The sequence below is a fragment of the Lactobacillus sp. UBA5813 genome, assembly GCF_002417895.1.
Taxonomy (GTDB): Bacteria; Bacillota; Bacilli; order Lactobacillales; family Lactobacillaceae; genus Lactobacillus; species Lactobacillus amylolyticus.
This window is the reverse complement of the sequence record NZ_DICZ01000014.1, coordinates 36,103-59,465: the sequence shown is the minus strand read 5'-3', so window position 1 is coordinate 59,465 and position 23,363 is coordinate 36,103. Positions and strand designations below refer to the sequence as shown.

Genomic DNA, 23,363 nt, shown 5'->3' with positions numbered 1-23,363 from the left:
CATGTCAAAATTAGTATTGATCCGTCACGGACAAAGTGAATGGAACCTTTCAAACCAATTTACTGGTTGGGTTGATGTTAACCTTTCAGACAAGGGTGTTGAAGAAGCTAAAAAAGCTGGTCGTTTAATCAAGGAACACGGCCTTGAATTTGACCAAGCTTACACTTCATTATTAACTCGTGCCATCAAGACTTTGCACTACGCATTGGAAGAAAGTGGCCAACTTTGGATTCCAGAAACTAAGACCTGGAGACTTAACGAACGTCACTACGGTGCTCTTCAAGGTTTGAACAAGAAGAAGACTGCTGAAAAGTACGGTGATGAACAAGTTCACATTTGGCGTCGTTCATACGATGTTTTGCCACCAGCTATTGATGATGACAGCGAATTCAGTCAAGCACATGACCGTCGTTACGCAAATTTGGACCCACACATCATTCCTAAATGCGAAAACTTACACGTTTGCTTAAACCGTGTAATGCCATTCTGGGAAGATCACATTGCTCCAGACTTACTTGACGGTAAGAACGTAATTATCGCAGCTCACGGTAACTCACTTCGTGCTTTGACTAAGTACATCGAAAACATTTCTGATGATGACATCATGAACCTTGAAATGAAGACTGGTGAACCAGTAGTTTACACCTTCGATGAACACTTAGACGTTGTTAAGAAGGAAAAGCTTGACGACTAATTTTTAGTTGTTTAAATTAAAGTCCTCAATCATTCTGATTGAGGACTTTTTTGTACCTATTTTTAATTTTGGCGTTACCATAGACATGTACAGATATCGAAGATAAGGGAGACGTGTCAATTGAATCACAAGATTGTAACTTATCCAGCAATTTTTAAACCACTTGGTAATGATATTTATGTTGTCAGCTTTCCCGATGTTAAAGGTGCAATCACCGAAGGAAAGGGTTTAAAGGATGCAATGAAGATGGCAGCTGATACTTTGGCAAGCCGTCTTTACAATCATCGAAAATTGCCAAAGCCAACGGATATGAATGAAATAAAAACAGCGGATGATGGTTCTTTTGTCGCTAAGGTGGCTGCAGACTTAACCGAAGCTAGTGAAGACCGCATCGATTATGAAATTTAGTTTTAAGCAACTGGTAGATTCTTAAAAAGCGCAAAAAAAAGGCATTCCCGAATGGAAGTGCCTTTTTTTATCAACTTGCTCCAAAAATTAATTACTTTTTATTTCTTATTTTTTGAAACAGTTATATTATATTATAAATAGCAAACAATTGCCATTAATTTTTAATCTTAAGGAAAACTTTAAAACATTATACTAGTTGAAAGAATGGGAGAATAACAATGCAAACAATCGAGAATTATCTCTTACAAATCTCTGTGAATGAGAATGGGGCAGGAATTGCCCACCTAATTTCTAAAAAGGATAATTACGATTATCTGGATAACGGAGAAAAGCAAGGGAAAGCAATCATTTCCTTTCCGGAAATCGATCGCGAAAACAACTGGGCAAATAAGCTGCCATGGACAGTCGTCGATAAAGGGGATGCGCGAGTAAGTCTGACATTGATTGATTCAGCCGAAAGCTATAAGCAGTTCCCATATCATTTTGAAATCATGACTACCTATTCAATTGAAGGAACACAATTAAATATTTCTTTTGATTTGAAGAATAATTCAAACAAAAAAATGCCTTTTACTTTAAACTTGGCTTTGCCGCAATTGGCACCGATAACTGACGAGAGCATCAGCAAGATCGTGATGGCTGATGCTGATCATACCGCGACGCTTGAATCAACCGATCTTAAGCTGCATCAAAACGACGATATGATTAATTGCAGCGTTAATAATGTAGAATTAGATGGCGAAACCGAGCAAATTTTCAAATTAGCGCTTACACTTTAGCGAAAATATAACGATTTTAATAAGATAGAAAAGCAGGTCGGCAGTTGCTTGCTTTTTTTGCTATAATAACGTCATTGAAAATTAATGATTAGGTATTTGAGATGAAAAGTAACAAAAAACCTGGAAATACTCGAGTTCAGAAATACTCGAACGATTATCATAAAAGGAATCATATTTTAGCTTGGATAATCAGTATTGTGGCTGTATTAGCAGTTGGTGCACTTGCTTATTTTGGCTACGTTTATTTCAAAACCAAGAATGCATTTGATCAAACTTACGATTCTAAGACCAAAGTTTCAATTAAAAAGGGTGAATTTAATGGTAAAAAGAAGTTCGCCGTCCTTTTAATGGGAACGGATACTGGTGCGCTTAACCGAACTGAAAAGCGCGGCCGGACCGATACGATTATCCTGGCAATTGTTAATCCGCAGAAAAAGCGCTACAGCTTGATTTCAATTCCGCGTGATACAATGGCACAGATGGTTAATCCTAGTTCAAGCAGCTCTTCATCATCTGATAGCAGTTCTAATAAGCTGACGGTTGAGAAGATCAATGCTGCCTATTCAATTGGTGGTGCCAAGATGGCGATGGCCACTGTTTCTAAGTTAATCAATGTGCCAGTGAAATATTATGCCGTTATCAACATGGGCGGAATTATGAAAATGATTAACTACGTTGGCGGGATTAATATTAGACCAAAATTAAGCTTCGAATACAGCGGCTATGTTTTCAAAAAGAATCAATTGACGCACATGGGTGGTGCCGGCGCGCTAGCATATTCACGGATGCGTTATGATGATCCGCAAGGTGACTATGGCCGGCAAGCTCGTCAACGGCAGGTAATTGTTGCTTTAATTAAGAAGGCAATCTCTGTTGGTTCGCTAACAAATCTGGATTCGATTTTGACATCGTTTTCTGGAAATGTTAAGACCAATTTAACCTTCTCGGCATTGCAATCGATTGCGCTGAATTACCGTGCTTGTGCTAAAATCGTTAAGAGCGACTACCTGCATGGGGTCGGCGTTTATATTGATGGTGCTTCCTATCAGGTTCCGCCAACTTATGAACTGCAGCGAATTTCTGACTACTGCCGTTCAGAATTGGGCTTAGCCAAAGAAACCATCAGCAACAATGAAACTTATCAAAATAAGAAAAACATCAAGAATGGTTTCAAGTTCAACAGTACCAAGACTCAGGACTATACCATTTACGATGATTACACCGAAGAAGGTGATAATTAATGGCGCAACTGTGGTCAACGCTAATTGGCTATGTTTTTGGCAATTTCCTGTTTGCGATGATCATTGGTCGTATTTTTCTAAAAATCGATCCTGCTAAGTACGGTTCCGGTAATCCTGGAACTGCCAATATGGGCGCGGTTTTTGGTAAAAAATGGGGCATCATGACCTGCATCGGCGATTTGCTGAAAACAGGAATAGCATTGTTAATTGTCCACTTTCTTTTCCCGGATAAGATTAATCTGGCTTTTACCGGATTAGGTCTTATTCTGGGGCACTGCTTTCCCTTTTGGAATAAATTCCATGGCGGCAAGGGAGTAGCGGTTGCAGCTTTGCTTTCAGTTGCGTATGATTGGAAGGCTGGGTTAATCACTTTGCTGATTGCCTTGTTTTTAACAGCTGTCATGCAAAACTTAACAATTCCGCCATTAGTATTTATGCTGCTGTTTAGTATTTACCAACTGCTGCATAACTTAGAGGCGGGAATCGTCTTTTTGCTAATTACATTAATTATGGCGTTTAAGTTTAGGAAAGATATCGTTGATTTCTTTGCTGGTCGCGGCAAAAAAGTTGATATTTTGCGGACACTTAAGCGAAAATTAGGTATTAAGGCGTAGCAAGATTTTATATTAGTAAGGACTAGAACTAGAAAGATGAATGAAAGAAAAAAGAATTCGTTAACAGTTTGGCAAGCAATTTGTTTGCTTCTGGCAACTTTCTTTATGTTGGTGCAAATATTCGACTTTAGCAGTTCCTTAAGACGTTTCCCATTCGGCAGCGTGTTAAGCTTCGTACCAACAATGGCTACTAATGCCACGATGATACTTGTATCAATGGTCTTTGGTGCAGTTTACAGCAAACGAAAAGTGCATCCAACCGAAAGCTTTAGATTTTGGCTTTCAGCTGTTGTTACTTTGGTTTTACTGTATCTGGTATACTTCTTCAGACTGCCAGGCAATTTCAATATGTGGCTTCTGTGGGGTGTATTTTTCCCAGTTATCACTAGTACTTCTGTTTTACTTAGTGGCTTAATTTTCAGTATTTTGGTCCAGCCATTTTTATATGACTTCCAGAAAAAATTGACTCCTAAGCAAAACTTATTAGTACTTTGTTTATTGACGATCCTTGGCTTTGCTACAAGTGCAGGGACGATGATCTTTAAATACTCCATTTATGGGATCTATTTGATTTTGTATTTTGCTTGGGGGATGTTCCTGGCAAATGCCGAAATCAGTGGCAAAACCTTTAGATGGACAATCTTCGGCGGAATTGTTTCTTTCTTCGTCGTTTTAATTGGTGTACCTGGATTTGATGGTGTTTACTGGTACCAGCTTCTTTCAGGTCGTACAGGCAGCTTTAACGCCTGGAACAGATACTTCCTGGATAACCAAACCTCACCAGCGATGGCTTTGATGGTAATTGCTGTTTTCTTGGTATTCAGACGAGTAATTGTTAAGTTTACCAGCCGTGAAATGCATTACTTTATTCCAGTAATTGCCTTCATGGATGCTCCTGTTACCGCGGGACTTTTAAAATCATTTCATTTCACTAACAGTGCAGGTTTGAACAAGATCATCATGATTATTATCATGATGATCGTCTGTCTGCTTCTGGCAAAGGTTTACGATAAATACCTCTTCAGAATCAGACCATTTAGAAGAACTTTGCTCAAAATTAGCCGTCGTTCAAGCTTGATTGAAATTCTTCAAGACAGTTGGTCAGCTCTTGTTCGCTGGGCAACTGAACACCGAGTTCAGCTTTTGACCTGGAGCTGGTTCTACGTTTTGAGTTTTGCCTCTTTCTTAATTGAATCAGACAATTTAAGAATTCAAATTTCAACAGCTTCAGACGTTAATGCGGTTGTCTTCTTGCTTGGTACGAGATTCTTCGCCATCATCTTGACGACAATCTTCCTTGATGCCATGTTCTCAATCTTATACTTTGTTACTACCCGTTACTGGACCTCAACCATTCTGGTCAGTGTAGTTACAATCGGCTGGGCTGTTGCTAACAAAGTTAAGCTTAATCTTCGTGGTGAACCAATCTACCCAAGTGAATTAGCTGAAGCTTCTAACTTTAAGACTTTGATTCCAATGATCGGTAATACAATTCTGATCGTTGCCGGAATCGCAATTTTAATCGTTGTCTTGTTGACAGTCTTCTTGGAAATTAAATATCCAATCAAGAAGAAGGGTTCATGGAAGCACAGAGGAATTTGGGCATTGCTCAGTTTGCTTTTGCTCTTGACTCCACTTCGCTTTAACCATGACGGTGACATTATTTGCCACATCAACCGTGGCTTTGACAACAAGCAATCATTTAGAAACCCTGAACGTGATATTCAAATCAATGGTCCTGTTTTGAACTTCCTGAACTACATTGACTTGCAGATCATGAACGAGCCTTCAGATTACTCCAAGAGCACAATGACTAAATTGGCTAAGAAGTATGAAAAAATCGCTGCTCAAATTAATAAGACAAGAAAGAATAATATTAGCAGTCAAACAATTGTCTTTAACTTGAGTGAAAGTTTTGTTGACCCATACACATTCCCAACGATCAAGATTGATAAATCCGTACCAAATCCGGTTAAATTCATTCAATCAATGAAGAGCAGAGCTACTTACGGCAACATGCTTAGTGCTGGTTACGGTGGTGGTACTGCCAACATGGAATGGGAAACTTTGACCGGTCTTAACATGGGACTCTTCAGAACAACTTTGACCCCTTATGTTCAAGTTGTTCCAAGATACAAGTACTACCCAACAATCGGTATGAATTTTAGCTACAAGTCTGCTGTTCACCCATTCATCGGTACTTACTACTCAAGAATTGAAGACTACAAGCGGTTTAAGTTCAATAAGTTTGTTTACTTAGGTTCTAAGTACAAGATTATTGACCAAAAAAAGTTGGGCAAGAGTACATACAACTCTGACTACACTACTTATGCTAATGGTTTGAAACAAATTAATTCACGCTCAGGCGGTCAATTCATTAACTTGATTGCAATCCAAAACCACATGCCATACAACAACTGGTATCCAAAGAACGAATACATGGGCAAGATTTCAGGTGATTTGTTCAAGAGTGGTGCCGTTCAACAACAAATGGCAACTTACATTAAGGGTACGCAATACACTGATAAAGCAGTGAAGAAGTTTATTGCTCAAATCGATAAGATTAAGAAGCCAATTACAGTTGTCTTCTACGGTGACCACTACCCAAGTATTTTGTCACAAAGCTACACTTCAAAATATCCTGTTCAAATGCACTCAACTCGTTACTTCATCTACTCCAACAAGTATGCTCGTCAACACGGTGCTAAGAGCAAGTTGACCCAAAATACTGACTACGTAAGTACGAGTGACTTCATTGCAATGATGCTTGAACAGACTAATTCAAAGGTAACTCCTTACCAAGCACTTTTGACTGAAGTTCATAAGAAGCTTCCTGAAATCACCATCAACTACGAAGGTGACAAGGGCTTCGAATTGATTAACCAAAAGGGTAAGAAAGTCGATCCAAAGACTTTGACTTCAGAACAACAAGCCCTTCTTAAAGACTACGAATTAGTTCAATACGACATGACTGCTGGTAGCGCCTATGGTTTATCCATCAGTGGTTTTTACAAGTAAAAAATAATTTAAGAAATACCACTAGTCCGCAGACTAGTGGTATTTTTTCTGAAAAAGGAAAAATAAAAAAAGTGGAAAAAGCAAAGGGAAGGATTCATTATCTGGATTGGCTAAGAATCTTAGCGACGATTGCGGTAATCGTGATCCACGTTTCAAGTCAAAAAGCATATGGTCTGGCGCAAATCAGTTCAGCGCCTTGGCAGGGTTTCAATTTTTGGGGTTCGCTGTCACGCTGCAGTGTTCCGCTTTTTGCCATGATTTCTGGGGATCTGTTTTTAAATCCGAATTATCATTTTCAGCTTAAAAGTCTGTTCACTAATAGTTTCTTGCTTGTGTCGTGTCTGGCAACAATTATTTTTATTGTTTCTGGCTTGGTAATGGCCTTAGTGCAGCAGATTCCATGGTTTAATAAGCACATTATGTAAAAAGCGGTTGACTATTTGACCAAAACTAAGTAAGATCATTATTAACAAAGTAGCAAGATGGTTCAGCGTTCAGAGAACTAGCGGTTGGTGTGAGCTAGACAGGCCATTTTTGACGAAATACTAAATGGGGTAGTTCCCGTAAAGACTGTTAAGGCGCTGTTTAGCGCGAATGTGGGTGGTACCACGGCTAATGATGAAGTTTAGTCGTCCCTTGAAGAGAAATCTTCGAGGGGCGTTTTTTATTGGAGGAAAAACATGGCAAAATTCGATATTTTAGAGGATTTAAAATGGCGCGGTGCGATTAACCAACAAACTGATGAAAAAGGCTTGCGCAAGTACTTAGCTGAACATGATGACGTAGCTCTATACTGCGGAACTGACCCAACCGGTGATTCTCTTCACATTGGACACTTGATTCCATTTATGATTTTGAAGAGATTCCAAATGGCTGGCTACCACCCAGTAATTTTAATCGGTGGTGGTACTGGTGCAATCGGTGACCCATCTGGTCGTAAGACTGAACGTGTCCTTCAAACTGCCGCTCAAGTTGAACATAATGAAAAATGCTTGACTGACCAAATGAAGCGTTTATTTGGTACTGAAAACTTCGAAATCGTCAACAACAAGGCATGGTTAGGAAAGCTTAACTTAATCGACTTCTTGCGTGATTATGGTAAATACTTCCAAGTTAACAACATGCTTAACAAGGATGTTGTTGCCAGCCGTCTTGAAAACGGAATTTCCTTTACTGAATTTACCTACCAAATTTTGCAAGCCATCGACTTCTACCACTTAAACAAGGATAACGGCGTTCAACTCGAAATCGGTGGTAGTGACCAGTGGGGCAATATCACTGCCGGCATCGATTTGATTCACAAGCTTGAAGGTGCAGATCGTCCAGCCTTTGGTTTGACTATTCCATTGATGCTTAAGGCTGATGGTACCAAATTCGGCAAATCTGCTGGTGGTGCTGTTTGGCTTGATCCAGAAAAGACCAGTCCTTACGAATTCTACCAATTCTGGATTAACCAAGATGACCGTGATGTAGTTAAATACTTGAAATACTTCACTTTCTTGTCACGTGAAGAAATTGAAGATTTGGCTGAAAAGACCAAGAAAGAACCTTGGAAGCGGGCTGCTCAAAAGAAGTTGGCTGAAGAAGTTACTAAGTTTGTCCACGGTGAAGATGGCTTAAAAGAAGCACAAATGATTACTGATGCTTTGTTCTCAGGCAATATTAAAGATTTGTCAGTTAAGCAAATTGAACAAGGTTTGAAGTCAGCTCCTAGTGCTGAAACCGATGCTAAGGCAAAGAACATCGTTGACTTCTTAGTTGATACCAAGATTGAACCATCTAAGCGTCAAGCGCGTGAAGATGTCAAGAATGGTGCGATTTACGTTAACGGTGATCGTGAACAAGATTTGGAATTCGATGTTGATCCAGCTAGTGCTTTCGAGGGCAAATACGTCATCATCCGTAAAGGTAAGAGAAAGTACACTTTAGTTTACGTTAAATAAAAAGAGCATAAAAAATAAGCTATCGTAAGTGATAGCTTATTTTTTTGCCTAAAATTTAGAAGTGAAGCAAGAAGCCGATGAACATCGTAACGATTTCGGTAGCAACCACGATATGGAAGTTGAAAATCGAAGTCATAAAAGTCTTTTGCTTATCCGGGTTGGCGACGAATTTGTCAACATTCTTTTTAACCCAAGGGAAAGTTCCCAAAGTTAAAATTGTACAAATTGGGGCAAAGCGGAAAATCACACTTAAAATAATTGCGACGTACGGCATGTATTCCAAGAAGTAATAGAAGTTGACCGCTTTTTTAATTCCAAAGACAATCGGCATAGTTGCCCGACCATTGATCTTATCACGATCATGGTCAGCAATATTGTTGGCCAAAATCGCGCCTCCAATGAAGAACACCATCCAGTTTGTTCTAAAGCAAAGCCAAAGCCCACCAGCGCAGGCGATTGTCATTAAAACAACGATATAGGTCCATGCAACCCACAATGAAATGTGTTCAGCTTCAATCGGACTGTTGCGCTTGGTTTTTTTCATCTTTTGCCGTGATGTAATCCATAGTATGATTAATACCGGTGATCATATTGTTTAAAATTCATTTTTCTCTACCCTCCATTCATTTTATATTTTAAACTATAGATATAGTCTTTATCAAAAACGCTTTTATGCTGCTTTAGCTCAGGAGGTAGAGCACCGCCGTGGTAAGGAGGAGGTCCCCAGTTCAAATCTGGGAAGCAGCTTTTTATATTTGGCTTGAATGATAAAGAGATATAAAATTAAAAGCAAAAGATTAGAGATGCAATAAAGAAGGGATGCACAATGACTCATAAACTTACTTTTGACGAAATTGCTGATTTTCAAAAGAATTATCAAGCAGACGCCCGCAATCAAGTAGCTGAAATGGCAACAGTTACTAATGGTGTTCAACAAGCCAGCTTTAATACTGAAGCTGTGCGAGACATCAATCGGACTTTTTCAATTGAAATTCCAACTGATGCAGTAACCAACCAGAAGCAGTCAGGACGCTGCTGGCTGTTTGCAGCATTGAATGTGATGCGTCATCAATTCGCTAAGAAGTACCATGCTAAGAATTTTGTCTTTTCTCAAGCATACTTGTTCTTCTGGGACAGAATTGAACGCGCCAACATTTATTTTGATCATATTTTGGAAACTGCTGATAAGCCAGTAGATGATCGAACGGTTCATTTTTATTTGCAAGGACCAGACACCGATGGTGGTCAATGGCACATGGCTGTTTCTTTGATTAGAAAATATGGTTTGGTACCAGATTATGCTTATGGCGAAAGCTTTACGGCTAATAACACGGCTGCTTTCAATCAAGCTTTGAACATGAAGCTGCGCGAAGACGGTCTTGTTTTGCGTGAACTTGCCCAAAAGGGTGATCAAGATGAGATCGAAAAGAAGCGGAAAGAATTTTTGAACGAAGTTTACCGGATGACAGTGATTGCCTTTGGTGAGCCAACGCAAAAATTTGATTTGGAATATCGCGATGATGACAACAAATATCAATTAGATCAGAATTTGACGCCGCTCGATTTCTTCCACAAGTATTTTGAAGATGATCTTGATGAATATGTTGTATTGTTTAACGCACCAGATCATGAATTTGATAAGCTTTATGCCTTGCCATTTGAGGACAATGTGGAAGGCGGAACGCCAATTCAATTTTTGAATACGGAAATCGATAATTTAAAGCAAGCAGCAATCAAGCAGCTTGAAGCAGGCAAAACTATTTGGTTTGGCTGTGATGTCGGCAAGGAAAGCGACCGGCAAAAAGGATTGATGGTCAAAAACCTGCATCAAATTGATACGCTTTTTAATATTGAAACCAAGTTGGATAAGAAAGAACGCTTGTTGACTGGTGCCAGCGGCTCAACGCATGCAATGACTTTGGTGGGCGTTGACGTTGTTAATGGCAAGCCGCGCCAATGGAAGGTAGAAAATTCTTGGGGCGATAAGGTCGGCAAGAATGGCTACTTCGTGATGAGCGATGATTGGTTTGATGAATACTTGTTCAAAGTTGTCGTTAAGAAGAAGTATTTGCCAAAGAAGCTAGTGGAATTAGCTGAAGGCAAGGCAACGCCAGTTCCATGTTGGGACAGTATGGGATAAGTTGCACTTGCAGGCTTTGTTTGCTTAGTGCAACTATTCTTGATTACGTGAGTAATTGGAAAAAGTGAAGTTATGGATTTAAGCAAAATTATCGCTTTTACGCAGCAGCAACTGGCAGATGAGCGTACAGGACATGATTTTTATCATGGCAAACGAGTAGCAGATCTTGCTTCTAGAATGTATCTCAGCGATCATGCCTCAGCTCACGCTGACAGCCGAGTAGTAGCAATTATTCGCACGGGCGGCTACCTGCATGATACGATCGATGAAAAGATTTGCGTCGATCCGGTAGCGGTGATTGCCAAAATTAAAAAATTATTGCCGGAGGTTGGCTTTACTGAACTTGAAACAGAAGATATTTTGTTTTCAATCCAGCATTTGTCTTTTTCTCAAAATATCGGTCATCATTATCATTTGCCGCTAACAGGACAATATGTGCAAGATGCTGATCGTTTGGAAAGCCTGGGTGCAATTGGGATTGCACGGGCGTTTACTTATGGTGGAAAACATGGCAATTTAATCTATGATCCGAGGATCAAGCCGCAAAAGCTGGTTAGTCATGACCAGTACCGCCAACATGAGGAGACAACGATTAATCACTTTTATGAGAAACTTTTTCATTTAACTGACCTCATGAACACCGAAGGTGGCCGAAAAGAAGCCGAAAAACGGACGAATTTTATGCGTGAATTTGTCAAAGAATTCATGTTAGAGTGGAATGTTTAATTTAATTTAATCTTGATAAAGACCGGTATAGCAATGCTATCCGGCCTTTTTGCATATCATAATAAAAATAAAATTAAAAATACTTATTGCATTTTAATAAATAGCTGGGTATACTGATAATTAAGTTAATAAATTTTATTAAATTTATCATTTTGAGAGGAGTCGGTTATATGAAATTTACAAGAGTATTGGCAGCAGGAGCCACTGTTTTGGCCTCAGCTGTAGCACTTGCGGCCTGTGGTTCATCCTCAAGTAGCAACTCTTCATCTTCAGCTAAGCAAACCATTAACTGGGAAGAAAGTGCTGAAATCCCAACAATGGATTTGTCGAAGGCTACCGATGTAACCAGTTTTAACCAATTGAACAACGTTATGGAAGGTCTTTACCGTTTGGGCAAAGATTCCAAAGTTGAACCGGGTTTGGCAACTAAGACAACAGTTTCTAAAGATGGTAAGACTTGGACCTTTACTTTGCGGAAGGCCAAATGGTCAGACGGTTCAGCTGTAACCGCTAAGGATTTTGTTTATTCCTGGCGCAGAACAATTAATCCAAAGACTGCTTCTCAATACGCTTACTTGTTTGAAGGAATTCACAACGCTACCAAGATTAGTGCCGGCAAGGCCTCAGTGAATAGCTTGGGTATTAAGGCTGAAGGCAACTACAAGTTGGTCGTCACTTTGGACAAGCGAATTCCATACTTTAAGTTGTTGATGGGCTTCCCATTATTCTTCCCACAACAAGAAAAGGCAGTAGAAAAGTACGGTTCTAAATACGGTACAGCTTCTAAGTACATGGTTTACGATGGACCATTTAAGCAAACCGGTTGGACTGGCTCAAACCTTTCATGGAGCTTAAAGAAGAACCCAGATTACTGGGATAAGAAGCACGTTAAGTTGAACACCATTAACTACAGTGTTCAAAAGACGCCATCAACTGCTTACAACTTGTACCAAGCTGGCAAGATTGATGCCGTGGCATTGGATGCTTCAGAAACCAAGAACTTGAAGAACCAAAAAGGCTTTACCCTTCGTCCAGGTGCAAGTACTTTCTACTTACAATACAACGAAGCTAAGAATAAGAATTTAAAGAATGCAAACTTACGTCGTGCTATCTCTCTTGCAATTAACAGAAAAGCTTTAACTAGTGCCTTAGGTGGTGCTAACAAGCCAGCAAGTTCATTAACAGCTGCAGGTCTTACCAAAGTTGAAGGTCAAGACTTTGCTACTAAGGCTAAGGACACTCAATACAGTAAGTACGATCCAGCTGAAGCTAAGAAGCTTTACAAGAAAGCACTTAAAGAATTAGGTGTGAAGAGCGTATCCTTAACGATTTTGTCTGATGATACCGATGCTGGTGAAAAGACCACTGAAACTCTTCAAAGTGAAATTGAAGAAAACTTAAAAGGCATTAAGATCAGTGTTCAAAACCTTCCATTCAAGACTCGTTTGAGCCGTTCAACTTCCGGCAACTTCGATATCGTTGTTAGTGGTTGGGGTGCAGACTTCGCCGATCCAATTTCATTTGACGATTTGTTCACTACCAACAACCCAAACAACAACGGTAAGTGGAAGAACAGCGAATACGATAAGTTAATTGCCGCTTCTAAGACTACAAGCAACAGCGAAGAACGTTATAACGACCTTGTAAAGGCAGAAAAGATCTTGCTGAAGGATCAAGGTATTACTCCTTTGTACTACCAAACTACAGCTTGGTTGATTCGTCCAAACATCAAGGGCTTGATCTACAACGCCGCTGGTGCTAACTACAACTTCAAGGAAGCATATGTTTCAAGTAGCAAATAATATAGGAGCTGCTGAGTCAAAAAGAGATAGCTGCAGCAGTTGGCTATCTCTTTTTGATTAGAAAGTGTATTAAGTTATGAAATTAAATTGGAAACGATGGCTTGCAGCAGGTCTTGCTGTTGGAGCATGTGCGCTGGCACTGACAGCCTGTTCAAGTGGTTCAAGTTCATCTACTAGTGCTAAACAAACAATTTCTTGGATGGAAATATCTGAAATTGAAGGGATGGACCAATCAGTTGTTACCGACTCAACTAGTTTTAACCAATTGAACAACACGATGGAAGGTTTCTATCGTTTGGGTAAAAATTCAAAGATTGAACCCGGAATTGCCACTAAGACTACAGTCTCAAAGGATGGTAAAACATGGATTTTCACTTTGAGAAAGAATGCTAAGTGGTCCAATGGTGATCCTGTAACCGCCAAGGATTTCGTATATTCATGGCGCAGAACGGTTAACCCAAAGACCAATTCACAATATTCATACTTGTTCTCAGGCATTAAAAATGCTGACGCTATCATAGCTGGTAAGAAGTCAGCCAATACTTTAGGCATTCAAGCCGAAGGCAATTACAAAGTTAAGGTTACTTTGGATAGAAGAATTCCATACTTCAAGCTGCTGATGGGCTTCCCATTATTTGCACCTGAAAATGAAAAAGCGGTTAAGAAGTTTGGCAAGAAGTATGGTACAGCTTCTAAATACATGGTTTATGATGGTCCATTTGTTCAAAAGGGCTGGACTGGTACCAACTTAACCTGGAAATTGGTTAAGAACAAGAATTACTGGGACAAGAAGGCTGTTAAACTGCAAACGATTAACTACAGTGTTCAAAAGACTCCTTCAACCGACTACAACTTATACCAAGCTGGCAAGCTTGATGCCGCTATTCTTAGTGCCCAAGCAGCTAAGACTTTGAAAGGACAAAGCGGCTACACTGTTCGTCAAACTTCATCAACACAATACCTTGAAATCAATCAAGCCAAGAACAATGGCTTAAAGAATCTTAACTTACGTAAGGCAATTTCAATGGCAATTGACCGTAAAGGCTTAGCTAGCGCTGTTGGTGGCGCAAATAAGCCAGCCACTACTTTATCTGCACCTGGCATGACGATTGTTAATGGCAAGGACTACACTGATTTGGTTCAAAATTCTCAAACCAAGGCTCTTTGCACATACAATCCGACTAAAGCCAAGGCCTACTTCAAGAAGGCTTTGAAGGAATTAGGCAAGAGCAAGCTTTCATACACAATCCTTTGCTACGATGATGATGCTTCTAAGAAGGCAGCTGAATCAATTCAAAGCAACCTTGAAGAAAACTTAAAGGGCTTAACTATTAACATTTCAAGCATGCCTAAGAAATCTGCTTTGAGTCGTGGGGTTGCCGGCAACTTTGAGATCTTCTTAACGGGCTGGCAAGCTGACTTCAACGACCCAATTTCATTCCTTGACATGAACACTACCAACAACTCATACAACTGGCAAAAGTGGTCCAACAAGCAATACGACAAGTTGGTTGCTGCTTCTAAGACTACTTCAAGCTCAAGTCAACGTTGGAATGATTTAGCTAAAGCCGAACAAATTATCATTGAACAACAAGGTGTAACACCACTTTACCACGCAGCAAGCGCTTGGATGATTCGTCCATCTGTTAAGAACGTTGTCTTCAACGGTGCAGGTGCCAACTACGACTTCAAGACCGCTTATGTTACAAAATAAACAACAATTTTTAACCTACCAATTTATTAAACACATATCCTCTCTTTATATAAAATAAGAAGCTAGAAAAAATATTCTAGCTTCTTTTCTTTTGCACTTGACCAAAATATATTCAACTAGTAAAGTATAGCTAATTTAAGTTAATAATGAATTATTTAGAAAAGGAGAGCAGTTTCGATGTCAAATTGGGATACAAAGTTTGCCAAAAAAGGTTTAACTTTTGATGATGTTTTGCTTATTCCAGCAGAAAGTCATGTTTTGCCAAATGAAGTAGATTTAAGTACGAAGTTAGCTAATAATTTACAATTAAACATTCCACTGATCAGTGCCGGGATGGATACGGTCACTGAAGGTGCAATGGCGATCGCAATGGCTCTGCAAGGTGGCTTGGGCGTTGTTCACAAGAACATGTCAATTCAAGCACAAGCAGGAGAAGTTGCTAATGTTAAAAGCGTAGTTGTACCAAATGGCGCAACAAAGGCCGCAGTCGATGATCAAAATCGTTTGCTCTGTGCAGCTGCAGTTGGTGTAACCAGTGATACTTTTGAAAGAGCTGAAGCATTACTAGAAGCAGGTGCAGACGCAATTGTAATTGATACGGCTCATGGTCACTCAGCTGGCGTATTGCGCAAGATTAAAGAGTTCCGTGAACATTTTCCAAACCAAACTTTAATTGCTGGTAACGTTGCTACTGGCGATGCTACTCGCGCATTGTTTGATGCTGGTGTTGACGTAGTTAAAGTCGGAATTGGACCTGGCTCAATTTGTACCACTAGAATCGTCGCCGGTGTTGGTGTTCCGCAAATTACCGCGATTTATGATGCAGCTACGGCTGCTCGTGAATACCACAAGCCAATTATTGCCGATGGTGGTATTAAGTACTCTGGTGACGTTGTTAAGGCTTTAGCAGCAGGTGGTAATGCCGTAATGCTCGGAAGCATGCTTTCAGGTACTACCGAAGCTCCTGGCGATATTTTTGAAGATAACGGCAAGAAGTACAAGCGCTACCGTGGCATGGGTTCAGTTGGTGCTATGGCTCAAGCTCATGGTTCAAGCGACCGTTACTTCCAAGGCGGTGTTAACGAAGCCAACAAGCTTGTTCCTGAAGGTGTTGAAGCTCGTGTTGAATACAAGGGTGATGTCAGCGATGTTGTCTTCCAAATCGATGGTGGCCTTCGTTCAGGCATGGGCTACTGTGGTGCCGCAAACATTAACGAATTGATTGATAAGGCACAATTTGTTCAAATTACCAATGCTGGTTTGCGTGAATCACACCCACACGATGTGCAAATGACTAAGGCAGCTCCTAACTATAAGTAATTTAAATAAAATAGCTAATAGTAGATATAGCAAGCAATAAGAGAAAAGGATTTGATCCTTTTCTCTTATTTTTTTAATTAATATGTTATTTTCTTAGACAATTTCCATTTTTCTGCTATAATTAGACCAAACATTAAAAAATGATGTGAAGATTAAAACAAAAATAGGGAGCTGTTAATATGGCTAAATACTTATTAAAACGTATTTTATATATGTTCCTCACTTTGTTTATTGTAGCAACGGTAACTTTTTTCTTAATGAAATTAATGCCAGGTTCTCCATATGCTAATGAAGCAAAGATGACGCCAACACAGTTAAAAATTATGAATGAGCAATATGGTTTGAATAAACCTGTTTGGTTGCAATATCTCATTTATATCGGAGGAATGCTCCATGGTGATTTTGGAACATCCTTCCAATACAGCAACCAGCCAGTTTCATCATTAATTGCCTCTCGTCTAGGTGCATCTTGTCAATTAGGTTTGCAAGCCTTAATTCTTGGTGTTGTTTTGGGCGTTATCATCGGTGCAATTGCCGCAATGAGACAAGGCACATGGGTTGATTCTACAGCAACTGTTTTTGCAATTATTGGTAAATCGGTCCCTAACTTTGTTTTAGCAGTTCTTCTGCAGTACTACATCGGTTTGAAATTAGGTTGGTTCCCAATCGCTGGCTGGGGTCAATTCTCAGAAACGATTTTGCCAACCATCGCCTTGGCGGTAGGTCCATTAGCTGAAACCGCGCGGTTCATCAGAACGAGCATGGTTGATACTTTAAGCAGTGACTATATTGAATTAGGTAAGGCCAAAGGTTTGAGCAGAATTGAAGTTATCCGCAAGCACGCAATGCGTAACTCAGTTATTCCACTGGTTACTTTAATTGGACCATATGCGGTAGCTTTGATGACTGGTTCAATGGTTATTGAAAATATCTTCAATATTCCTGGAATCGGGGAACAATTTGTTAAGTCAATTTTGACGAATGATTACCCAACAATTATGGGAATTACGATGGTCTACTGTATCGGATTGGTCATCGTATTGCTGATCACGGATATTGTTTATGGCTTGATTGACCCAAGAATTAGATTAGCTGGAAACGAGAATTAATGATCTATGGATGAAAAAGATTTAAAACTTAGTCCAGATGCCTTTGAACCATTACCAAAGAGTCAGGCTCAAGATAATGAAAAAATTGCGGGTCCGGCACTTTCATTTGGTCAAAACGTTTGGATCAGATTCAAGCAAAGAAAAGCAGCGGTTTTGTCTGCAATTGTAATTATTTTGATGGTGGTTATAGCTTTTGGCTCAACGCCATTTATTAATAAGGCAACTTTGGTTAAATCCAATCCACAATATGCCAACTTGCCAGCTAAGGTTCCAGGCTGTAGTGCCATTAATGGCTTGAACGGCAAGATCAAACAAAATGGTCAATGGGTTGATGCTTATGCCCAAAACAATGTGCCGAAGAATAAATATTTCTTAGCCGGAACGGATTACTTAGGTCGTTCATTGGGCCAAAGAATTATTTACGGTACTAAGATTTCACTGATCGTTGCCCTGGTAGCTGCCTTCTTCGATCTGACGATCGGAGTCGCGTACGGAATAATTTCCGGATGGAAAGGCGGAGGAGTCGATAACGTCATGCAGCGGATTATTGAAATTATCTCCTCTGTTCCTAATTTGATTATCGTTGTTTTGATGCTGATTGTTTTAAAACCAGGTATTACTTCAATTATCTTGGCAATTGCCATTTCTAGTTGGACAACAATGGCCCGGCAGATCAGGGCGGAGACCTTGAGTTTAAAGAATGAAGAATATATTTTAGCAGCACGTTCATTAGGTGAATCAGGTTGGAAGATTGCGATTAAGCACTTAATTCCTAACCTTTCAAGTATCATCATTATTCAGACGATGTACACCATTCCAAGTGCCATCTTCTTCGAAGCATTCCTGAGCTTCATCGGAATTGGGATTACAGCTCCTCAAACTTCATTGGGTGTATTGCTTAACGAAGGTCAAAAGAACTTCCAATTCTTGTCATATCAAATGTGGTATCCAGCAATTGTCCTTTGTATTTTGATGATTGCTTTCAACTTATTAGGTGATGGCTTACGTGATGCGTTCGATCCTAAGGGACAAAGATAGGGAGGCAGAAGCTAAATGCCAAAGAGAATTTTAGATGTTAAAAATTTGAAAATCGACTTCCATACCTATGCTGGTGAAGTTAAGGCAATTCGCAATGTGTCTTTCCACTTAAACGAAGGTGAAACGTTAGCGATCGTAGGTGAATCAGGTTCAGGAAAATCAGTTACTACGCGTTCGATTATCGGATTGCTTGCCCGTAATGCGCAAATCATGGGTGGCGAAATTGATTTCCATGGAAAAAATTTGCTGGATATTTCGGAAAAAGAATGGCAAAAGATTCGTGGCAATGAAATTGCAATGATTTTCCAGGATCCGATGACTTCACTGGATCCAACGATGAAAATTGGACAACAAATTGCGGAACCTTTGATCAAACATAAGGGAGCTTCAAAGAAGGAAGCTTGGGCCAAAGCCTTGGAAATGATGAAGGCCGTAGGTATTCCAAATGCCGAAGAAAGAATCAATGAATATCCGCACCAATTTTCAGGTGGGATGCGGCAGAGAATCGTGATTGCGATTGCACTGATCTGTGAACCTGAGATTCTGCTGGCAGATGAACCAACAACTGCTTTGGACGTAACGGTACAGGCCGAAATTTTGGACTTGATGAATAGTCTGCAAAAGCGGGTTAAAACTTCTATTATTTTCATAACGCACGACTTGGGCGTAGTTGCCGGAATGGCCGATCGCGTTGCCGTTATGTATGCCGGTGAATTCATGGAGTATGGCACGGTTGATGAAATCTTTTATAACCCACAGCACCCATATACTTGGGGCCTGATTAACTCAATGCCTACTTTGGAAAGCAACACTTTGGAATCAATTCCAGGTACGCCACCAGATCTGCTTGATCCGCCAAAAGGCGATCCATTCGCTCCAAGAAACAAATATGCAATGAAGATTGACGTACAGCGTAAACCACCTTTCTTTAAGGTATCAGATACGCATTATGCTGCTACTTGGCTGCTTGCGCCAGGGGCACCGAAGGTAGAACCACCTCTGGAAATTCAAAGACGGTGGAAGAAATTTAAGCTAATGCAAGAACAAGATAAAGTAGAGCAAAACTAGTAACAGCTGAAAGGAGATATTTATGCCAGAAAAGAAAAAGCTTTTGCAAGTGAAGCATTTAAAGCAATACTTTAAAAATGGTCGCGTAATCACCAAGGCTGTTGACGATGTTAGTTTTGATATCTATGAAGGTGAAACTTTTGGCTTGGTAGGTGAATCAGGTTCAGGGAAAACAACGACCGGACGTTCAATTTTGCAGCTTTATAAACCAACGGCTGGTGAAGTGATTTTTGAAGGCAAGAATGTTGAGAATTTAAAGAGTCGTGAAGAAAAATTGGCCTTCCGGCGGGATGCCCAAATGATTTTTCAGGATCCATATGCATCACTTAACCCTAGAATGACGGTTGAAGATATTATCGCTGAAGGGCTGGATATTCACCATTTGGTGAAAAACAAGGAAGAACGTCGAGAAAAGGTTGAAGAACTGCTTGAAACTGTCGGTTTAAACCGTAGTCACGCCAGTCGTTTTCCACACGAATTCTCTGGTGGTCAGAGACAAAGAATTGGGATTGCTCGCGCTTTGGCAGTAGAACCAAAATTTATTGTTGCTGATGAACCAATTTCTGCTTTGGATGTATCGATTCAGGCCCAAGTTGTTAACTTGATGATCGATTTGCAGAAGAAGCATGGCTTGACCTATTTGTTTATTGCCCACGATTTATCAATGGTTAAGTTTATTTCTGATCGAATTGGGGTTATGCACTTCGGTAAATTGCTGGAAGTTGGTCCGGCAGATGCAGTTTATGACAAACCGCTTCATGACTACACTAAGAGTTTAATTTCTGCTGTGCCTGTACCTGATCCTGAGGTTGAAAGAAACCGGCACAGAATCGCTTATGATGCTCAAAAAGAAGAAATGGACGGCAAGCCGCGGTCAATGCACGAGATTCGCCCAGGTCACTTTGTAAGATGCAGTGACGATGAGGTAGAGCATTATCAAAAGGTAGCGGAGAGTTATGAATGATGTTCAACACAAAAACTTGTTTTTTGATGTTGAACACATCTTGATTGCGAAGCAAGCAAGCTAACCTTGGACACAAAAACTTGTTTTTTGATGTTGAACACATCTTGATACTAAAAAAGGCTTTGAGAATTTTCTCAAAGCCTTTTTTAGTATTTTAATTCTGATTTATGCTAATGAGTCCCAAAGTGGAAGGTCAGTAATTTCACCTTCAGCAAGCTTCTTTTGCTCAGCAGTCAAATACTTCTTATGAACAACAACTTCGTAAACATAGTCGTTGAACCAATCGTTGTTCATAACGTAGTAACCCTTGGCACCAGATTTATCACCCCAAGAATTTTCTACCTTCCATTGACGAATGTCGCCGTTGTCTTCATCGACACCAACTAAAGTCATAGCATGGCTAACCATGCCTACACCGGTTCTTAAACGATCAGCCTTGCTCATATCAAGGTTAACGCCAAACAAATCATTCAATTTGTAAAGGTTAGTATCAAGGTAACCGGTCTTACGGTCCATTTGACGAAGAACATCGTTACCAAACCAAACAGCTTCGCCATCTTTTAATTGAGCAATAGCTGCTTGTGACAAGTATTCCATTGGTACGTTTAAAAGCTTGATTCTGTATGAACCTTCGATGTTGTCTTCACCTGGAAGGCCGTAAAGCTTGTTGTATTCGTGGTCAGGAGCGTTTGTCAAAACAACATAGTCGTCAAAGTCCAAATCGCCTAAATACTTGTGCAAGAATTCAGTTGGAGTTAAGTTCTTTTCCAAATGATACTTCTTATCATCATCACGGTATTCAAGGTCAAACTTCTTAGGTGGTTCACCAACTGCGATTGCAGTCATGCGGTAAACTTCGCTCAAGAATTTCTTGCGGGTCTTTTCAATTTCTTTGTCTTTGCCTTCTTGTTTTAACTTACGCAAAACAAGAGTATCCTTCTTAAGCTTGTCACCCAAAGCAGTAGCAAAGCCGGTGGTGTCATTTGTATTGGCATTTTCTGGCATTGCGTATGAAGGAACGACACCGTACTTAGCGATCAAAGCTGCAGCCATATGGAATTGACCACCATCGCCGCCAGCAAAGTCTAAGTCAGCCCTAACTTCACGTGAGTCAAGGGGCTTGTCAGCATTCTTCAATACTTGATCGTAAAAAATATTGGCCCGCTCGATCTTGTCCCAGAAGAAGTTGTAAGCTTGTGAGAAAGTGAAGTTCTTAGCTTTGTACTTCTTGCCAAAGAAGTGACGAGTAATGTTTAATGCTGAAAAGAGCCAGCAACGACCAGAATGCTTTTGGTTGGTAACATTGTCAGTATCTAATTCAGTTGAAAATACGCGAGTTAATTCACCTTGAACGCGTTCATTATATGAAGCTTCAAGAACGCCGCTTCTTTGAGCAGCGCGGGCAATAACTTGATTTTGAGGATCTGCGTTGAATTCTTTTGAAAACTCATCGAGTTCTTGCAGAGTTAATTCATGAGCCATAAAAAATCTCCCTTTTAATCTTTTCTTAAATTAATTACTATTTTATGCCTAATTTTATTTAAAGTAAAAGAAAAGTGGACTAACTTTACTGAATCCACTTTCCTTAGAGAATTATGTAAATTGTTAATTTATAGGGACTTCTTGAAATATTCTATAAACTAATCAATTTTAATTGAACTGTCACTGCTATCAGCAGCTTGCTTCGGCAAAGTAACAGTCAATACACCATCATCATACTTTGCATGAATCTGATTTGCAACTACATTTGGCAATCTAAATGAACGAGAAACATGTCCTTCGGTTCTTTCTTTGTGGATAATATTGCGTTTCTTGTCACTTTCATCTTTGAATGATTTTCTTGAAGCATCAACGCTTAAGATCCCATCACGGTAGTTTAAATTGATGTCTGATTTATTCATTCCAGGCATGTCAATCTTTACAACGTAATCTTTGTCACTTTCAGCGACATCGGATTGCATTAAGTCGCTTATTTCTTTATCATCGAAAAGGTTCTTTGGAAAACCAAACCAATCATTCATTGCATCAAACATATCGTTGTGACGATTCATCAATTCGTTTGCCATATTCAAGACTTCCTTTCATTCCTTACACTGATTATTGTAGTAGCTTTTATTAATTATTCAACTATTTAGCACTCTGAAGTGTATAGTGCTAAAAATATTTAAAAAGTTGATTAAACAAGCTTTACACCTTGTGGATAATTTTTTAAAATCAAGCATAGACAACAGAAAAGAGCTAATTTAAAGATGGTTTATTATCAAAAAATGACTCCAGAAGGGTATAAAGAAATTGAAGATGAAATTGCACGTTTAAAAAAGGATCGTCCTCGCCGCATTAAAATTTTGCAACAGGCCAGATCGATGGGTGATTTATCTGAGAATACTGAATATACTGAAGCCAAGCGTGATTTAGGTCACTTGCAGAGTCGCTTGCGTTATTTAGGCAAGCAGCTTAAGTACGCTGAAGTAATTGAAGCTAAGAACGATGGTAAGGTCAACATGGGTTCAACCGTCGTTTTGAAATTCGACGATGATGAAGAAACAGAAGAATATCAAATTGTTGGTCGGATGGAGGCAGATTTAGCAAAAGGAAAGACTGCCTTTGATTCGCCATTAGGGCAGGCAATTATGAAGCAGCAGGCCGGCAGCAGTGTTACGGTTTCAGCGCCAGCTGGAGACTATTCTGTAACAATTGTGGAGGTAAAGTAGCCTCCTATTTTTTGTTGCTTTTTCAAACATCTGTTCGTATAATATAACTATCGAACAAGTGTTTGAAGAAAAGA

Annotated in this window: 21 protein-coding genes and 1 tRNA gene; 19 read left to right on the top strand and 3 right to left on the bottom strand. The window is 39.8% G+C overall.

What is annotated here, in order from left to right:
• The first annotated feature begins 1 nt into the window (after position 1).
• The 8 genes from B2008_RS02675 to tyrS all read left to right on the top strand — a co-directional run bounded on the left by B2008_RS02675 (position 2) and on the right by tyrS (position 8,697).
• Positions 2–694: a 2,3-diphosphoglycerate-dependent phosphoglycerate mutase gene (locus B2008_RS02675; protein WP_006352000.1), complete on the top strand. Its 693-nt coding sequence runs from the start codon at positions 2–4 to the stop codon at positions 692–694.
• Between the two features lie 120 nt (positions 695–814).
• Positions 815–1,102, top strand: a complete 288-nt coding sequence (locus B2008_RS02670; RefSeq protein ID WP_006351999.1) for a type II toxin-antitoxin system HicB family antitoxin — start codon at positions 815–817, stop codon at positions 1,100–1,102.
• 218 nt (positions 1,103–1,320) lie between these two features.
• Positions 1,321–1,881 (top strand): aldose epimerase, encoded by a 561-nt coding sequence (locus B2008_RS02665; protein ID WP_281828915.1) that lies wholly within the window; start codon positions 1,321–1,323, stop codon positions 1,879–1,881.
• A gap of 101 nt (positions 1,882–1,982) precedes the next feature.
• A complete protein-coding gene (locus B2008_RS02660; protein WP_281828917.1) occupies positions 1,983–3,122 on the top strand; it encodes an LCP family protein in 1,140 nt (379 codons plus the stop codon).
• Positions 3,122–3,736, top strand: coding sequence for a glycerol-3-phosphate acyltransferase (locus B2008_RS02655; protein WP_281828918.1), 615 nt, complete (start codon positions 3,122–3,124; stop codon positions 3,734–3,736). The genes B2008_RS02660 and B2008_RS02655 overlap by 1 nt, the downstream gene beginning before the upstream one ends.
• 36 nt (positions 3,737–3,772) lie before the next feature.
• Positions 3,773–6,754: an LTA synthase family protein gene (locus B2008_RS02650; protein ID WP_281828919.1), complete on the top strand. Its 2,982-nt coding sequence runs from the start codon at positions 3,773–3,775 to the stop codon at positions 6,752–6,754.
• Between the two features lie 71 nt (positions 6,755–6,825).
• Positions 6,826–7,179: an acyltransferase family protein gene (locus tag B2008_RS02645; RefSeq protein WP_281828921.1), complete on the top strand. Its 354-nt coding sequence runs from the start codon at positions 6,826–6,828 to the stop codon at positions 7,177–7,179.
• A 255-nt stretch (positions 7,180–7,434) separates the two neighbouring features.
• Positions 7,435–8,697 (top strand): tyrosine--tRNA ligase, encoded by a 1,263-nt coding sequence (gene tyrS / locus B2008_RS02640; RefSeq protein ID WP_281828923.1) that lies wholly within the window; start codon positions 7,435–7,437, stop codon positions 8,695–8,697.
• Between the two features lie 55 nt (positions 8,698–8,752).
• On the opposite strand, the gene B2008_RS02635 is transcribed toward tyrS, so the two are convergent.
• The gene (locus B2008_RS02635) at positions 8,753–9,241 is read right to left on the bottom strand and encodes a prenyltransferase (protein ID WP_281828924.1); all 489 of its coding nucleotides are present in this window, start codon (positions 9,239–9,241) and stop codon (positions 8,753–8,755) included.
• Positions 9,242–9,371: 130 nt separating this feature from the next.
• Here B2008_RS02635 and B2008_RS02630 point away from each other — a divergent pair.
• The 10 genes from B2008_RS02630 to B2008_RS02585 all read left to right on the top strand — a co-directional run bounded on the left by B2008_RS02630 (position 9,372) and on the right by B2008_RS02585 (position 20,578).
• Positions 9,372–9,444, top strand: a tRNA-Thr gene (locus tag B2008_RS02630).
• Positions 9,445–9,523: 79 nt separating this feature from the next.
• Complete coding sequence (locus tag B2008_RS02625) at positions 9,524–10,837, top strand: C1 family peptidase (protein WP_281828925.1); 1,314 nt, start codon at positions 9,524–9,526, stop codon at positions 10,835–10,837.
• A gap of 72 nt (positions 10,838–10,909) precedes the next feature.
• Positions 10,910–11,563 (top strand): HD domain-containing protein, encoded by a 654-nt coding sequence (locus B2008_RS02620; RefSeq protein WP_281828926.1) that lies wholly within the window; start codon positions 10,910–10,912, stop codon positions 11,561–11,563.
• A 170-nt stretch (positions 11,564–11,733) separates the two neighbouring features.
• On the top strand, positions 11,734–13,365 hold the full coding sequence (locus B2008_RS02615; RefSeq protein WP_281828927.1) for a peptide ABC transporter substrate-binding protein: 1,632 nt from the start codon (positions 11,734–11,736) through the stop codon (positions 13,363–13,365).
• A gap of 76 nt (positions 13,366–13,441) precedes the next feature.
• Complete coding sequence (locus tag B2008_RS02610; RefSeq protein WP_281828929.1) at positions 13,442–15,079, top strand: peptide ABC transporter substrate-binding protein; 1,638 nt, start codon at positions 13,442–13,444, stop codon at positions 15,077–15,079.
• Positions 15,080–15,256: 177 nt separating this feature from the next.
• The gene (gene guaB, locus B2008_RS02605; protein ID WP_281828931.1) at positions 15,257–16,399 is read left to right on the top strand and encodes an IMP dehydrogenase; all 1,143 of its coding nucleotides are present in this window, start codon (positions 15,257–15,259) and stop codon (positions 16,397–16,399) included.
• A gap of 179 nt (positions 16,400–16,578) precedes the next feature.
• Positions 16,579–17,508 (top strand): oligopeptide ABC transporter permease, encoded by a 930-nt coding sequence (gene opp3b, locus B2008_RS02600; RefSeq protein WP_281828932.1) that lies wholly within the window; start codon positions 16,579–16,581, stop codon positions 17,506–17,508.
• A 6-nt stretch (positions 17,509–17,514) separates the two neighbouring features.
• Positions 17,515–18,546 carry an ABC transporter permease gene (locus B2008_RS02595; RefSeq protein WP_281828933.1) on the top strand — a complete coding sequence of 344 codons (1,032 nt, stop codon included), beginning with the start codon at positions 17,515–17,517 and terminating at the stop codon, positions 18,544–18,546.
• A 15-nt stretch (positions 18,547–18,561) separates the two neighbouring features.
• Positions 18,562–19,614, top strand: a complete 1,053-nt coding sequence (locus B2008_RS02590) for an ABC transporter ATP-binding protein (protein WP_281828934.1) — start codon at positions 18,562–18,564, stop codon at positions 19,612–19,614.
• A gap of 22 nt (positions 19,615–19,636) precedes the next feature.
• Entirely contained in the window at positions 19,637–20,578 is a 942-nt protein-coding gene (locus B2008_RS02585) for an ABC transporter ATP-binding protein (RefSeq protein ID WP_281828936.1), read from the top strand.
• 165 nt (positions 20,579–20,743) lie between these two features.
• Here the strand turns inward: B2008_RS02585 and B2008_RS02580 are convergent, their stop codons facing one another.
• Positions 20,744–22,060: a C1 family peptidase gene (locus B2008_RS02580; RefSeq protein WP_281828937.1), complete on the bottom strand. Its 1,317-nt coding sequence runs from the start codon at positions 22,058–22,060 to the stop codon at positions 20,744–20,746.
• Positions 22,061–22,218: 158 nt separating this feature from the next.
• On the bottom strand, positions 22,219–22,644 hold the full coding sequence (locus B2008_RS02575) for an Hsp20/alpha crystallin family protein (protein ID WP_281828939.1): 426 nt from the start codon (positions 22,642–22,644) through the stop codon (positions 22,219–22,221).
• Positions 22,645–22,827: 183 nt separating this feature from the next.
• On the opposite strand from B2008_RS02575, the gene greA reads away from it, so the two are divergent.
• Entirely contained in the window at positions 22,828–23,289 is a 462-nt protein-coding gene (greA, locus tag B2008_RS02570) for a transcription elongation factor GreA (protein ID WP_281828941.1), read from the top strand.
• Positions 23,290–23,363 lie beyond the last annotated feature (74 nt).

Coding starts and splice junctions, on each gene's coding strand:
- B2008_RS02675 (WP_006352000.1), top strand. CDS start 2: ATGTCAAAATTAGTATTGATCCGTCACGGACAAAGTGAATGGAACCTT.
- B2008_RS02665 (WP_281828915.1), top strand. CDS start 1,321: ATGCAAACAATCGAGAATTATCTCTTACAAATCTCTGTGAATGAGAAT.
- B2008_RS02660 (WP_281828917.1), top strand. CDS start 1,983: ATGAAAAGTAACAAAAAACCTGGAAATACTCGAGTTCAGAAATACTCG.
- B2008_RS02655 (WP_281828918.1), top strand. CDS start 3,122: ATGGCGCAACTGTGGTCAACGCTAATTGGCTATGTTTTTGGCAATTTC.
- B2008_RS02650 (WP_281828919.1), top strand. CDS start 3,773: ATGAATGAAAGAAAAAAGAATTCGTTAACAGTTTGGCAAGCAATTTGT.
- tyrS (WP_281828923.1), top strand. CDS start 7,435: ATGGCAAAATTCGATATTTTAGAGGATTTAAAATGGCGCGGTGCGATT.
- B2008_RS02635 (WP_281828924.1), bottom strand. CDS start 9,241: ATGAAAAAAACCAAGCGCAACAGTCCGATTGAAGCTGAACACATTTCA.
- B2008_RS02625 (WP_281828925.1), top strand. CDS start 9,524: ATGACTCATAAACTTACTTTTGACGAAATTGCTGATTTTCAAAAGAAT.
- B2008_RS02620 (WP_281828926.1), top strand. CDS start 10,910: ATGGATTTAAGCAAAATTATCGCTTTTACGCAGCAGCAACTGGCAGAT.
- B2008_RS02615 (WP_281828927.1), top strand. CDS start 11,734: ATGAAATTTACAAGAGTATTGGCAGCAGGAGCCACTGTTTTGGCCTCA.
- B2008_RS02610 (WP_281828929.1), top strand. CDS start 13,442: ATGAAATTAAATTGGAAACGATGGCTTGCAGCAGGTCTTGCTGTTGGA.
- guaB (WP_281828931.1), top strand. CDS start 15,257: ATGTCAAATTGGGATACAAAGTTTGCCAAAAAAGGTTTAACTTTTGAT.
- opp3b (WP_281828932.1), top strand. CDS start 16,579: ATGGCTAAATACTTATTAAAACGTATTTTATATATGTTCCTCACTTTG.
- B2008_RS02595 (WP_281828933.1), top strand. CDS start 17,515: ATGGATGAAAAAGATTTAAAACTTAGTCCAGATGCCTTTGAACCATTA.
- B2008_RS02590 (WP_281828934.1), top strand. CDS start 18,562: ATGCCAAAGAGAATTTTAGATGTTAAAAATTTGAAAATCGACTTCCAT.
- B2008_RS02585 (WP_281828936.1), top strand. CDS start 19,637: ATGCCAGAAAAGAAAAAGCTTTTGCAAGTGAAGCATTTAAAGCAATAC.
- B2008_RS02580 (WP_281828937.1), bottom strand. CDS start 22,060: ATGGCTCATGAATTAACTCTGCAAGAACTCGATGAGTTTTCAAAAGAA.
- B2008_RS02575 (WP_281828939.1), bottom strand. CDS start 22,644: ATGGCAAACGAATTGATGAATCGTCACAACGATATGTTTGATGCAATG.
- greA (WP_281828941.1), top strand. CDS start 22,828: ATGGTTTATTATCAAAAAATGACTCCAGAAGGGTATAAAGAAATTGAA.